Source organism: Leisingera sp. F5, assembly GCF_001593695.1.
Genome location: NZ_LUKH01000003.1, coordinates 133,153 through 146,143, shown reverse-complemented (window position 1 = coordinate 146,143; position 12,991 = coordinate 133,153). Strand labels below are relative to the sequence as shown.

At 64.1% G+C, this 12,991-nt stretch carries 15 protein-coding genes; 8 read left to right on the top strand and 7 right to left on the bottom strand.

Annotation, left to right across the window (positions count from 1 at the left end):
• The first annotated feature begins 116 nt into the window (after positions 1 to 116).
• Entirely contained in the window at positions 117 to 1,178 is a 1,062-nt protein-coding gene (locus tag A2I95_RS03140) for a YeeE/YedE family protein (RefSeq protein WP_291727711.1), read from the top strand.
• Here A2I95_RS03140 and A2I95_RS42500 read toward each other — a convergent pair.
• The 3 genes from A2I95_RS42500 to A2I95_RS03130 all read right to left on the bottom strand — a co-directional run bounded on the left by A2I95_RS42500 (position 1,063) and on the right by A2I95_RS03130 (position 4,236).
• Positions 1,063 to 1,566 (bottom strand): hypothetical protein, encoded by a 504-nt coding sequence (locus A2I95_RS42500; protein ID WP_367150675.1) that lies wholly within the window; start codon positions 1,564 to 1,566, stop codon positions 1,063 to 1,065. The genes A2I95_RS03140 and A2I95_RS42500 overlap by 116 nt on opposite strands.
• A gap of 7 nt (positions 1,567 to 1,573) precedes the next feature.
• Positions 1,574 to 1,768: a hypothetical protein gene (locus tag A2I95_RS03135; RefSeq protein WP_291727708.1), complete on the bottom strand. Its 195-nt coding sequence runs from the start codon at positions 1,766 to 1,768 to the stop codon at positions 1,574 to 1,576.
• A gap of 272 nt (positions 1,769 to 2,040) precedes the next feature.
• Positions 2,041 to 4,236 (bottom strand): primosomal protein N', encoded by a 2,196-nt coding sequence (locus A2I95_RS03130; protein WP_291727814.1) that lies wholly within the window; start codon positions 4,234 to 4,236, stop codon positions 2,041 to 2,043.
• An 81-nt stretch (positions 4,237 to 4,317) separates the two neighbouring features.
• On the opposite strand from A2I95_RS03130, the gene fsa reads away from it, so the two are divergent.
• From fsa to A2I95_RS03105, 5 genes are all read left to right on the top strand, one after another.
• The gene (gene fsa, locus A2I95_RS03125) at positions 4,318 to 4,971 is read left to right on the top strand and encodes a fructose-6-phosphate aldolase (protein ID WP_291727706.1); all 654 of its coding nucleotides are present in this window, start codon (positions 4,318 to 4,320) and stop codon (positions 4,969 to 4,971) included.
• Positions 4,972 to 5,368: 397 nt separating this feature from the next.
• A complete protein-coding gene (locus tag A2I95_RS03120; protein ID WP_291727704.1) occupies positions 5,369 to 6,067 on the top strand; it encodes a DUF484 family protein in 699 nt (232 codons plus the stop codon).
• Positions 6,064 to 6,984: a tyrosine recombinase XerC gene (locus tag A2I95_RS03115; protein ID WP_291727702.1), complete on the top strand. Its 921-nt coding sequence runs from the start codon at positions 6,064 to 6,066 to the stop codon at positions 6,982 to 6,984. The genes A2I95_RS03120 and A2I95_RS03115 overlap by 4 nt, the downstream gene beginning before the upstream one ends.
• A gap of 51 nt (positions 6,985 to 7,035) precedes the next feature.
• Entirely contained in the window at positions 7,036 to 7,263 is a 228-nt protein-coding gene (locus A2I95_RS03110; RefSeq protein ID WP_291727700.1) for a GDCCVxC domain-containing (seleno)protein, read from the top strand.
• 366 nt (positions 7,264 to 7,629) lie between these two features.
• Positions 7,630 to 8,340, top strand: coding sequence for a phosphatidylcholine/phosphatidylserine synthase (locus tag A2I95_RS03105; protein WP_291727698.1), 711 nt, complete (start codon positions 7,630 to 7,632; stop codon positions 8,338 to 8,340).
• Positions 8,341 to 8,381: 41 nt separating this feature from the next.
• Here A2I95_RS03105 and A2I95_RS03100 read toward each other — a convergent pair whose 3' ends face one another.
• The gene (locus A2I95_RS03100; RefSeq protein WP_291727695.1) at positions 8,382 to 8,834 is read right to left on the bottom strand and encodes a methylated-DNA--[protein]-cysteine S-methyltransferase; all 453 of its coding nucleotides are present in this window, start codon (positions 8,832 to 8,834) and stop codon (positions 8,382 to 8,384) included.
• A gap of 196 nt (positions 8,835 to 9,030) precedes the next feature.
• On the opposite strand from A2I95_RS03100, the gene A2I95_RS03095 reads away from it, so the two are divergent.
• Together A2I95_RS03095 and A2I95_RS03090 are read left to right on the top strand one after the other, a co-directional pair.
• Positions 9,031 to 9,417, top strand: coding sequence for a hypothetical protein (locus A2I95_RS03095; protein ID WP_291727693.1), 387 nt, complete (start codon positions 9,031 to 9,033; stop codon positions 9,415 to 9,417).
• Between the two features lie 103 nt (positions 9,418 to 9,520).
• On the top strand, positions 9,521 to 9,886 hold the full coding sequence (locus tag A2I95_RS03090; protein WP_291727691.1) for a hypothetical protein: 366 nt from the start codon (positions 9,521 to 9,523) through the stop codon (positions 9,884 to 9,886).
• Between the two features lie 2 nt (positions 9,887 to 9,888).
• Here the strand turns inward: A2I95_RS03090 and A2I95_RS03085 are convergent, their stop codons facing one another.
• From A2I95_RS03085 to A2I95_RS03075, 3 genes are all read right to left on the bottom strand, one after another.
• Positions 9,889 to 10,914 (bottom strand): transporter substrate-binding domain-containing protein, encoded by a 1,026-nt coding sequence (locus A2I95_RS03085; protein WP_291727689.1) that lies wholly within the window; start codon positions 10,912 to 10,914, stop codon positions 9,889 to 9,891.
• A gap of 11 nt (positions 10,915 to 10,925) precedes the next feature.
• Positions 10,926 to 12,005, bottom strand: coding sequence for a transporter substrate-binding domain-containing protein (locus A2I95_RS03080; RefSeq protein ID WP_291727687.1), 1,080 nt, complete (start codon positions 12,003 to 12,005; stop codon positions 10,926 to 10,928).
• Between the two features lie 147 nt (positions 12,006 to 12,152).
• Entirely contained in the window at positions 12,153 to 12,947 is a 795-nt protein-coding gene (locus tag A2I95_RS03075; RefSeq protein ID WP_291727685.1) for a hypothetical protein, read from the bottom strand.
• Positions 12,948 to 12,991: the final 44 nt, after the last annotated feature.

The window sequence follows — 12,991 nt, the reverse complement described above, 5'->3', positions numbered from 1 at the left end:
TGCACATGGACCCTCGCATCAGCGCGCAGAAGCCGACGGCCTGGCGGTTTCTGATCTGCATCAAGACAGACTCTCCCGCCATCACATATGCAGCTTAGTGAATTTGGAGATGCGTGATGGATCTGGTTCCCCTGGTTGAACATATTGGCGAAGCCCCGGCAGCGGCGCTGCTGGGCCTGGTGACCGGCATCCTGTTCGGGGTGGCGGCGCAAAGATCGCGCTTCTGCCTGCGGGCAGCCACGGTGGAGTTCGCGAGCGGCCGCTTGGGGGATAAGGTCGCCGTCTGGCTGCTGACCTTCTCCACGGCGGTTGTCTGGGTGCAGGCGGCACAGCTCGCGGGCCTGATGGAGAGCGCCGATGCAAGGATGATGGCGGTGCCAGGCAGTTGGTCCGGTGCTACCCTCGGCGGGCTGATGTTCGGCTGCGGCATGGTACTGGCGCGCGGTTGTTCCGGGCGGCTCTTGGTGCTGGCCGCCACAGGAAACCTGCGGTCGGTGGTGTCCGGGCTGATCTTTGCCGTGGTGGCGCAGATGAGCCTCTCCGGCCTGTTGTCGCCCGCGCGGGACTGGCTGGCCAGGCTTTGGATCACCGACGGCGGGCGCAACCTGGATTTGCTGGCCGCCTTAGGCCTGCCGCAAGCGGGCGGGCTGATCCTGGGAGCGGTTACGGCAGCCCTGGCGCTGGTGCTGGCACGCCGCAACCGAATTGGTGCTGCGCGGCTGGTCTTTGCCTCCGGCGTTGGCTTTGCGGTGGCGCTGGGATGGGTGCTGACCTATGCGCTCAGCCAGGTGGCCTTTAACCCGGTGCAGATCGAAAGCGCCACCTTCACCGGGCCTTCTGCGCATACCCTGATGTATTTCCTGGACCGCGATGCGGTGCTGGAGTTCGACATCGGCCTGGTGCCCGGCGTGTTCATCGGCGCGATGCTGGCCGCGGCGCTGGCCGGAGAGATGAGGCTGCAGGCATTCGACGATGCCGCCACCATGCGCAAGGCAATGACCGGCGCCGCGCTGATGGGCTTTGGCGGCATGCTGGCCGGCGGCTGTGCCATTGGCGCCGGGGTTACTGGCGGCTCGATCTTTGTTGGCACTGCCTGGGCGGCGCTGTTCTGCATGTGGACCGGCGCCATGGCCACCAGCATCCTGACCCGCGCTCCAGCTGAATCCGCGGCGGCCTGAGCCAATGTCTCATGCGAGGCTCTGCCTCGCGCTCCGGGATTATGTGTTTGTCATTGCCCCAATTAACCCGTGCAAGGAAGCTGGGGCGGTCGCTGCTCCAGTTGGCCGACCGGGGCAGCAGTGGCGGGTAAGGCCGCTTTGGCGCGCGATGAGCCTGAGATCGGCGTCCATCGCCTCCGCGGCGGCGCAAAGCCCGCAGTTCCTCGGCCTCCGGTTCAACTGGCTGCCTCAGCCGTAAACCATCTGACTTCTGCGCGAACAGCGCAAGCATCCGGGCGTCGATGGCATCCGTCTTGGATGCCAACCCAAGAAACCGGGCAAAGTTACGGATCCGTGTTCCATGGGCCCGGTGCACGGGCAAACGGGCATCCGCACAGCAGGCAAGCACATGCCGCTCATAACCCCCCTGAGGCTTCGCAAACAGCAAAGGAGTTTTCCAGCGCACCGGCTTTTTGCAGCTTACTGATTGCAGCAGGCGTATTGCTGATTGTCACCTGCCGGTCATCCGGCAAAACATGCACTGTCAGGCTCGCCTTGGAGACTTCGAATGCGATGATGCGTTCGGGCGCGGGTTGAGAGGCCTTGTTCATATGAGTATCCTGTTCCTCGACTATGTTCGGTCGCGAAGACCCTTCTACCGTTCGGATGGCCGGACATATGGTGTGGCGGGTGGCAAGATATTTGACGACCGGCTGACAACTGCGCAGATCACCCGAGCGAACGCCCGCCCGCCACCGCTGCTACAGTTGGCCAACCGAAGCAGCGACCGCCCCAGCTTCCTTGCACGGGTTAATTGGGGCAATGACAAACACATAATCCCGGGAGGCCCCAGGCCGGGGGCAGAGGCCCCTTCACCCTGGCCTCAAAAGAAACTCTGAGGATCAATGTCAATGCTCAGCCGCAAGTCCCCTTTGAGGCGCAAGGGCGCGGTCCAGCGGGCGATCGCCTCTTGCAACGGCACGCCCTTTGACGCCTTGATCAGCAGCCGCACCCGGTGGCGGCCGCGGACACGGGCAACCGGCGCAGGCGCGGGTCCAAATAGCTGCGCACCGATTTGGCGCAAGGGGCCGTCATTGCGGGCCATCGCATTGCCCAGATCAAAGACTTCCGCCAGATCCGGCCCCGACAGGATGATCCCCGCCATCCGCCCATAAGGCGGCACGCCGGCGGCCTGGCGCTCAGCAGCCTCGGCTTTCCAGAAGCTCTCCTCGTCCCCCGACAGAATTGCCCGGATCACCGGATGTTCCGGCTGAAAAGTCTGCAGCAAAGCCTCGCCCGGCCGTTCGGCGCGGCCTGCCCGGCCTGCCACCTGCCGCATCAGCTGAAACGTCCGCTCCGCCGCGCGCAGGTCGGAGCCTTGCAAACCAAGGTCGGCGTCGATCACCCCAACCAGTGTCAGCAGCGGAAAGTTGTGCCCCTTGGCCACCAGCTGGGTGCCCAGGATAATGTCGGCCTCCCCTTTCGCAATTTCCTCGATCCGGCTCTTCAGGGCGCGGGCCGAGCCGAAGAGGTCGGAGCTGAGAACCGCAATCCGGGCCTCGGGGAACAGGGCGGTGGCTTCCTCCGCCAGCCGTTCAATGCCAGGGCCGACAGGCGCCATCTTGCCCTCCACCTCGCAGGACGGGCAGGCCTCTGGCACCGGCTTGGTCTCGCCGCATTGGTGGCACATCAGCCGGTTCGTGAAACGGTGCTCGACCATCCGCGCGTCGCAATGATCGCAGGCCACCTGGGCGCCGCAGGCGCGGCAGATGGTGACCGGCGCAAAGCCGCGGCGGTTCAGGAACAGAAGCGACTGCTCGCCCCGCTCCAGCCGCAGCTTCATTGCCCGCTTCAGCGTTGGCGATATCCAGGTGGAAGGCAGCAGATCCTCTGACCGCATATCGACGCTGCGCATCTCCGGCAGCACCGCGGCACCAAAGCGCGCAGTCAGATCCAGCCGTTTGTATTTGCCTGCTTCGGCGTTGACCCAGCTTTCCAGGCTGGGTGTGGCGGAGGCCAGCACCACCTGCGCCGAGCACATCGCCGCCCGCAACACTGACATGTCGCGGGCGTTGTACAGAACGCCGTCTTCCTGCTTGTAGGAGGTATCGTGTTCCTCATCGACGATAATCAGCCCCAGGTCGCGGAACGGCAGGAACAGGGCCGAACGCGCGCCGATCACCAGCTGCGCAGCCCCCTGCCCGACCATTTTCCACACCCGGCGGCGTTCGGTCATCGTCGCGCCAGAGTGCCATTCAGCGGGTTTGGCGCCGAACCGGGCCTCGACGCGGGTGAGAAACTCGGCTGTCAGCGCGATCTCCGGCAGCAGTACCAGCGCCTGCCGCCCGGCGCGCAAGGCGGCGGCGACCGCTTCCAGGTAAACCTCGGTCTTGCCGGAACCGGTGACGCCCTTCAGCAGCGTGGTGCCGTAGCGCCCGCTGCGGACGCCTTCGGCCAAGGCGGCGGCGGCATTTGCCTGATCCTCGGTCAGCTGTTTGCCGGGCAGCTGCGGGTCCAGATGCGGATAAGGCGTGTCGCGCGGCGCTTCCTCCTCGCGCAAAGCACCCTGTTTCACCAGCCCCTTCACCACCGGTGGCGTCACATCGGCCATATCCGCCAGCTCGCGCGGGGTGAAGGCGAGGCCACCGTATTGCTCCATCACCTCCAGCACCCGGGTGCGGGCCTCGGTCATCCGGTCCGGCACGCCCTCGCCCCGGCGCAGGATCTTGCGCATCGAGGGCGGATCGCTGAGGCCCGGCGTGCGGGTCGCCAGCCGCAGCATTGCGGGCATCGGTGTCAGGGTGTAATCCGCTGCCTTGCCCAGAAACTGGCGCATCTCGGTGCGCATCGGGGCCACGTCCAGAACCCGGATCACTGATCGCAGCTTGGTCGAATCGAAATCGCCTGCACCCGCCCCCCAGACTACGCCCAGCACCTTGCGCGGACCCAGCGGCACCTCGACATAGGCGCCAAGGAAACAGCCGCCTTCCGGCGCCCTGTAATCCAGAAGCCGGTCAAGAGGTTGCGTGGTCAGCACCCCGACCCTCTCACCTGCCTGAAAGAACTCCTGCCCGCTCATGCTGCTGCCCATGTTGCCGCCTGTAATCCCATGAGGTAAAGGCTGTGGCGACCGAGGCCAACCCATCCAAAGGACTGCCCCATGAAATTCTTCGTAGATACCGCCGAGATCGACGCGATTGCCGAGCTGAACGATCTTGGCATGGTGGACGGTGTCACCACCAACCCGTCGCTGATCAAGAAATCCGGCCGCGACATTATCGAAGTGACCAAGGAAATCTGCGACCTGGTCGACGGCCCGGTATCGGCAGAAGTCACCGCCACCGATGCCGAGACCATGATCGCCGAAGGCCGCAAACTGGTAGAGATCGCCGGGAACATCGCCGTCAAGGTCCCGCTGACCTGGGATGGCCTCAAGGCCTGCAAGACGCTGTCCGATGACGGTCATATGGTGAACGTGACCCTGTGCTTCTCCGCCAACCAGGCGCTGCTGGCGGCCAAGGCGGGCGCGACGTTCATCTCCCCCTTCATCGGGCGTCTGGACGACATCAACCTGGACGGCATGGAAGTGATCGAAGACATCCGCACCATCTATGACAACTATGGTTTTGAAACCCAGATCCTGGCCGCCTCGATCCGTTCGGTCAACCACGTGCTGGACTCGGCCCGGATCGGCGCCGATGTGATCACTGCGCCGCCGGCCGTGATCAAGTCGATGGTGAACCACCCGCTGACCGACAAAGGCCTGGATGCGTTCCTCGCCGATATCAAGGCGGCGGAGATCAAGATCCTCTGATCCCGCTTAGCGGATCCAGGACAGCGAAAGGCGCCCCTGATCGCGGCGCCTTTTTCTTTGCGGCTGTTACGACCAGTGTCCTTACCAGCACCTTCATAACCGCAGCGAAGCACTCCCGCGTCCCCGCACTGCCCGGCTGACGCCGGACCGCAAGGGGGGCTTGGGCCCGGCAGCGCGCCTGCGGCGCGCTGCAGCGGCGTTTCACGCCGCCGCGCCGGGCACTCAGCCCGGCGCCCGGCCCAACGGCCGCGGTGCATGCCAATGCACTGCCGGCGGGCGGGAGCAGCGCCGCCGCTGCAATTTCCGCTGCAACTGCATTTTTCCGCAGCAAAGCCCGGTTCCCATGTTATACACGGTCCAAACCCGTCAGAGGTCCGGACCCGCAAGAGTTTCAAATATGAGCAGTTCAGCCAACCTGGAAGACCAGTTGCGCGAGGCGATCCTCGCCAAACCCGACGCCGTGCTGCAAGACCAGCACCTGATGAATGCGCTTGTCGCCGCCAATGAGCGTGCGATGGGCTCCAATGTCGTTGACCTGCGCGGTATCGCGATGGAACGGATGGCCGCGCGGCTCGACCGGCTGGAAGATACCCACCGTTCGGTGATTGCCGCGGCTTATGACAATCTGGCCGGCACCAACCTGATCCACCGCGCCGTGCTGCGGCTGCTGGAGCCGCAGGACTTCGCCGCCTTTCTGGCCTGCCTGGAACAGGAGATGCCGGAGATCCTGCGCGTGCAGTCCCTGGCGCTGGTGCTCGAGACCGCCCAGCCCGGCGGCGCCGAGATAGAACGTAAATCCGGCGCCCTAAAGCTGTCCGGCCCCGGTTTCACCGAAAGCTACGCCGGCCAGCCCGGCAGCCAGCGCATTGTGACCCTGCGCCAGACCCAGGGCGGCAGCCCGCGTGTTTATGGTCCCAAGGCCGAATGGATCCGCTCCGAGGCCTGCCTGATGCTGGACCTGGGCGAGGGCCGCCTGCCCGGAATGCTGGTGATGGGTTCGGAAGACCCGCATCAGTTCTCGCCGATGCAGGGCACCGATCTGCTGGCTTTTTTCGCCGGTGTCTTTGAACGCGCGATGCGCTGCTGGCTGTCATGACCCTGATTTCCCCGGCCTGCCGCGATGCCCTGCAGCTTTGGCTGGAGCGCTTGGGCGGGCTGAAGGATGCCTCTGCCAATACCCTGACCGCCTACCGCTGCGATGTCAGCGCCTTTCTGGCCTTTATGACAGCGCATTCAGGCGGCCCTCAGGGGCTGGGTGCGCTGGCCCGGATCTCCACTGCCGATATGCGCGCCTGGATGGCCTCGGAGCGCGGCTCGGGCACCGGTGCCCGCTCGCTGGCACGCAAGCTGTCGGCGGTAAAGACCTTTTACCGCTGGCTGGCGGAACGCGAAGGGTTTGAGCCTGCCGCGGTGCTTTCTGCCAGGGCGCCGAAGTTCCAAAAGAAACTGCCCCGCCCGTTGGCACCGGATGCCGCCAAGGCGGTGCTGGAAACGGTGGAGCTGCAATCGCAAACCGATTGGGTGGCAGCGCGCGACGTGGCGGTGGTGACACTGCTTTACGGCTGCGGGTTGCGGATTTCTGAGGCGTTGGGGCTGACGGGCGCCGACGCGCCGCTGCCGCCGGTGCTGCGTATCCTGGGCAAGGGCAGAAAAGAACGCGTGGTGCCGGTGCTGCCCGCCGCGCGCGGCGCGGTGGACCGCTACCTTGCGCTCAGCCCGCATCCGCAGGAGGCGCAAGCACCGCTGTTCCGCGGTGTGCGGGGCGGCGCGCTGAACCCGCGCCAGATCCAAGGGGTGATGGCCCGGACCCGCGCCCAGCTGGGGCTGCCTGCGACGGCAACGCCGCACGCGCTGCGGCATAGCTTCGCCACCCATCTGCTGGAGGCAGGCGGCGATTTGCGGGCTATTCAGGAATTGCTGGGACACGCGTCCCTGTCGACCACCCAGGCCTATACAGCGGTCGACACCACGCATCTGATGGACGTCTACATGCGGGCGCACCCCAAGGCATGACTTGACCTCAGCTCCTGGCTGGCCTCTGCTGAGATCAGGGAGGACTGCCGCATGCCTGCATCTGAACCCGCAAAACCCGTCCTGACCAGTGTCCTCACCTGCCCTTCTTGCGGGCATGAGACCGCAGAAGAGATGCCGCAAGATGCCTGCCAATGGTTTCATGAATGCCCGGCCTGCCGCACCCTGTTGCGGCCAAAACCGGGAGATTGCTGCGTTTTCTGCTCCTACGGCAGCATCCCCTGCCCGCCGGTGCAGACGGGAAGCACCTGTTGCGGCTAGCGCTGCGGTGCACCTGTATTTGTTAAAATGCGCTCTATTTTCGAGGCGGCGTGAAAGCTGCTGTTAAGGCGCTGCGGGCTTGATGGCAGAAACCGATCCAGAAAGGATTCTGCTATGACCTGTACCGGCTTTTCTGCCTTGTTTGCCGATGGCGCCCCTGCCGCCCCTGCTCCGCCGCCCGGGACACACCCCTGGGACCGGACACGCGATATGCCGTCCAGAGCGCCCTTCTCCTCGCCTGACATCACCGACCCTGCACCCTTTGGCCAGCGCATGGCCCGCATCCAGTTCTCTAAGGGTACGGAATTCCGCCCAAAGCTGCATTGAATACTTGCGGGATTCGGCCAAATTCGCCATCAGGGGCGCATGACACCTCAGATCCGCGCCCTTTCCGTTCATCTGCTGACTGCAACCGGTGCCGTGTTCGCCATGCTGGCGATGCTGGCCGCCGCAGATGGCAAGTGGAGCCTTATGTTTGTCTGGCTGGTGGTTGCGTTTGCCGTTGACGGCGTTGATGGTCCGCTGGCCCGGCATTACCACGTCAAACGCTATTCGCCGGAATTCGACGGGGTGCTGCTGGATCTGATCATCGACTATCTGACCTATGTTTTCATCCCGGCCTTTGCGCTGTTCCAATCGGGATTGATGGCGGGCTGGACCGGCTGGTTTGCCATCATCGTCATCACCTTTGGCAGCGCGATGTATTTTGCTGACACAAGGATGAAAACCAAGGACAATTCCTTTTCCGGCTTTCCCGGATGCTGGAATATGCTGGTGCTAGTGATCTTTGCGCTGGAGCCGAGCCATTGGACCAGCCTGGTTCTGGTGACGCTGTTGTCCCTGGCGATGTTCCTGCCGCTGAAATTCATTCATCCGGTGCGCACGGTGCGCTGGCGCAAGGTGTCCTTGCCCATGGCGCTGGCCTGGACTTTCTTTGCCGGCTGGGCCGCCTGGGTCGATTTTCACCCCGCCAGCTGGGCGCACTGGGGGCTGGTGGTAACCTCGGTCTACCTGCTGTTTGTCGGCATTGCCCAGCAGATCGTGCCGGAACGGCAGCGCAAATCCACAGCGGTTTGATGCGTGGCTGACAAAGGGGCGCTGCAGGCCGGACCGTGCGTTCAGATCAGCAGGCCCGCAGCGCCTTCATGTTTCAAAAGCACGACCTTGGTTTCCACCCCGCCCTGGCCCGAAAAGCCGCCCAGACCCGTGGCGCTCAGCACCCGGTGGCAGGGAATGATCACCGGGATCGGATTGGCGCCGCAAGCATTGCCAACCGGCTGCGGCGGGGCGCCGAGATCCTTGGCGATTTCTCCATAAGTGCGGGTTTCGCCAAGCGGGATTGCCAGCATCGCATCACAGACCGCGCGCTGAAAGTCCGAGCCCTCCACATGCAGCGGCAGATCGAAGACCGTCAGCTCTCCGGAAAAATAGGCGCGCAACTGCGCCAGCGCGCTGTCCAGAAGCGCCGACTGCCCGCCTGTCTGAGCTGACCAGGCGAGACGCACAATGGCGCCGTCCCGCTCTGTCACGCTGAGCGCACCCACGGGTGTATCAAGACTAGCTGAAATCATGGATCCTCCCCGGAGCGTCTTCTGCCTGCGCATCCTCTGCAGGAATGGCGTCAGAGGCAAGGGCGTCTCCGCCCGGCCGGCCGCAGCTCCCGCTGCACCGCATTAACACTATATTAACCAGTGTTAAGGTTTCGCCGCCACATTGCATCAAATTATAATAAAGTGAGTTTCAAGAACGGTCCTAAAGGTCAGCAAGATGATTACTGCAGTTTCCAGCACCGCCAGCCTGTACAACAGCATGAAACAGATGCAGGCCGCCTATCAGCGCCAGCCGGCAGTCGCACAAGCAGGCGGCCAGCCGGTGGATGCACCGCTGATCGAGGGCACTGCCCAAGGGCAGGCCCGGGCCGCTGCCCGCGAACAGGCGCTGAGCGGCGAACGCCCGGATGCCCTGACAGCCCAGTACGTCGGCCCTGCCCGCGCAGCAGCCCGCACCGCGGCGCTGGACCTCAGGCAGATAAATGGTATCGACATGGCCGCCTATTTCCTGGATCTGGCCAGCGGCTGCCAAGCCGGCCCCAAGCCGGTCAGTGCCCTGGAGGCGGAAAACCTGTATGCCAAGGCCCGGCGCATCACCGGCTGATCCGCCCTGCCGACGCGCTGAGGACGGCATTAACCCGCTGTTAAGCGCGTTATGTTAACCTTCCTGCAAGACCGGTTCTCAGCCACCGCGAAGGTTCCGCTCAATGTTTATACCAGTTTCAGGACGGGTAGATCCTGCCAAACCGAACCGCGGTCTTTTGACCGCCCGCCCGGTTGTCCGCTCGGACGACCCGGAGCGCAGCGAATCTGCCAGCACCAGCCCGCGTGAGCGGGACCCGGACGGCCACTCGCAAGACCCGTCCGGCGATCAGGGCAGCCGCGGCGCCCGGGCGGGAGAGTATCAACGCGATACAGACCGGAGGCCGGCCCTGTTTCAGGAAAACGCCGTCCTGGCTGCGGATCTGCTGCTGCAACGTGCGGGGCGCAAAGGCCCGGATCCCGAGGCGGGATCCGAAGCTGCCTGCCATGGCTATGAGGCCGCCAGGACCGTGTCGGCCTGGCGGGCCTGAAGTTACTGCAGCTGCGCCCAGAACAGCTCCAGATGGCGCGACATGATTTCCTCGAAGCGGCCGCTTTCACGCAGCTTTTTCAGGCCTGCGTTGATCCGGTAAAGATGCGACGTGCCGCGCCAGTGGCGCTTGGAGATCACCACATGCAGGCCTTCCTCGGACAGCGGTTTCTCCAGCGGCAGAACGGTGTCGCGCAGACCTTCCCGGACGATGGTGCTGGCGCCCAGGAACAGGTTCACCGCCACCGCATCCACCTGGCCCTCGGACACCATGCGGAAGCAGTCTGCCGGTGATTGCGGCTGCACCAGAGTGATCTTGCCGTCATCCAGCCAGCGGCGCCCCTGCCGGTTCAGATCATGAGTGAAATAGCCCTTGGGGCGGCACAGGGTTTTGCCTTCGATGTCGGCGTCATCAGCAAAGGCGAACTGATCCTCCACCCGCACAAACAGCATGATCGGCAGCGCCATCACCGGTTCGGAAAAGTGGAAGTTCACGCAGCGCTCATTGCCGGGGTCCGCCTTGCAATCGGGCTTGAACCAAGGGAAGCCCATATCGAACTCCTTTTGGTCCAGCATCGGAAACAGATGTTTGGACCAGTCGTCCTCCCAGTTGATCGCATAAGACACCGGCGAGGGCGCCAGTTCCAGCGCCGCATTGACCAGCTCGGTCACCATGCCCTGACCCGGCAGTCCGCGGTCGGTAAAGGGCGCATAGCCGCCGCCGGTCAGCAGCGTCATCTCTGCTTCCTGCCTGCGCAGCGGGGTGGCGTCCGGGGCGGTCGCCTGTTTGATGCAGGGGATTTGCAGCTTGCGGCCCGGCACCACCGATGAGCCGACCAGAACATCCTGGTTGCGGTAGTAAATCATGGTCCAACGCTCGCGGTCGCCGTAATGGGTCTCGGCAATCGAAAACAGGTTGTCCCCCGGCTGCACGACATATTCCACGTCGCAGATCGCCAGGGCCGCCGAGGGCAGCAGCCCCAGCAGCAGCCCCAAACCCAGCAAGTGGCGGCAAAAGCTGTTCAGCATGCTCTTCCCCCTCAATATCCGGCCCAGACTCTGGCCATGTGGTCTTCGATGATCGCCTGATAAGTGCCGTCGTCGCGGATACCCCGCAGCGACGCGTTGACCATCTCCATCAGCTGTTGCGCCTCGGGGTGGGTCTTGTGGACGATCACATGCAGCGCCTGGATCGAGATCGGCTCGGGCACCGCGTCAAACCGGTCGGACAGGCCCAGCTCCTTGATCTGCGCGCGGCCGGTGAATTCGTTCATCACCACCGCATCCGCCTTGCCTTCCAGCACCATCTCATAGCATTCGGCAGTGGTCAGCGGCTGCACCACCTCAACCTTACCATCGCGCAGCCAGTGGCGGCCCTGCTGTTCGAACAGATAGGTCTCATAGCCCTGCGGGCGGCAGAATGTCTTGCCGAACAGGTCTTCATCCTTGGTGAAGGTCAATGGCCGCGCCTTGTCGGTGAACATCAGCACCAGCACTTCGAACAGCGGATCCGAGAACAGGAAGTTCTTGCAGCGCGGTTCTTCGGGGCTGTTTTCGCAGTCGGGCTTGTACCAGGGGAAACCCGCATCCAGCAGCGCATTCGACAGCAGCGGCTCTTCATGCGCCGTCCACAGGTCGACCCAATGGACCGCGTAGCCCTGCTCAGGGCCGGCGTGGCGCATTGCGGCGTTCAGCACGTCGGTCATCATGCCGCCGTTGTGCAGATCCTTGCCGGTGAAGGGGGCAAAATCATCCGCCGTCAGCAGGTTGATGCGGTGGCGCACCTCGGCGCTGCCCGAGGCGATCCGCACCGGTTTGGCAGCCACAGGCACGCTGGCAGAGATTTCCTTGCCGCCTTCCAGGCCCAGGGGCAGGCCCTCAAGACAGGCCAGCGACAGCTTCATGCCGACGCGCAGGGCACTGGGCTTGGGGCCGATGGTATCAATGTTGCGGCTGTGGATCGCGCTCCATTTGCCCGCATCCTTGTACAGTTTGTCAGCGATCACCGACAGGCTGTCGCCCGGCTGCACGGCATAGATCCCGCCGCAGGTCTCGGCCGCAGCGGAATTGGCTGCAAAGGCAAACACGCCCATGGCAGCGGCTGCAATGTATTTCTTCATAGTCCCCCCGGGAAATAGTCTGCACCGCAGCCTGTTCCGGTCTGCAGCGCCCGTCGTTCTGGTTGTTATGAGAGGTCCCCGGCCTGTACTGGCAGCGCGCCCAAGGGGCAAACGGGAACGGCCCCGGCGCAGCCGCCGGAGCAAAGATCAGTTGCCGACAAACAGGGCCAGCAGCGTCGCCGTATCAACCCGCCCGTCTGCCCCGATCAAGCTTGCGGGCACGGTGATTTCCTTGCGCTCATAAGCGCCGTTCACCAACTGATCGATATAGGCCTCGGACTGGCCCTGGGCCGCGGCGGTCAGCACCATCTTGTAGAGCGCTGTACCTTCGGCCGGGGCCGCAGCTGCAGCCTGGTTCAGATTTTCAGGATTTACCTGTTTGCTGCGCAGCGCGGCCAGGGTTCCGGCGGTTATGCGCGCGACCATGGCGTCTTCGCCGCTGGCTCCGTCCTTCTGCAGGCCTGCCGCCGCAGCGGCACCGGCCGGCTGCACGATACCGGCAGAGGGGTCAGCTGCCGCCGGCGTTTGCAGGCTGGCCTGCTCAGCCGTTTCAGCCGGGGTTCCGCCGCTGAACTGGAAATACAAAAGCATCGCCGCGGCCACCGCCAGACCGGCTGCTGCAAGGCCCAGCTTTGGCAGCGCACTGCCACCGTCCGCCTGCGCCGGCGCATAGGGTTGCGGACCTGGAACACCTTTCGGTTCATCCAGCGCTGCACCGGCAGGTTTCGCCGTCTTGGCAGGTTTGGCCGCTTTGGCGGCAGCCGCTTTTGAAGAGGCAGGCTTTGCAATTGCTGCCGCGGGTTCCGGTTTAGACCCGGAGCTGTCCGCGATCAGCCCGATTTTCATATTCTTTGGTGCCGATACCCCGTCAATCCGGATAGATGCACCGCGCGGCTTGCCCGGCTCGCCTGCCGGTTGCGCGTCCGCTTTCCGCTTCAGCATAATAAACTGCCCCCCTGCCCCATGCTATATTATTAAGCCGGCTG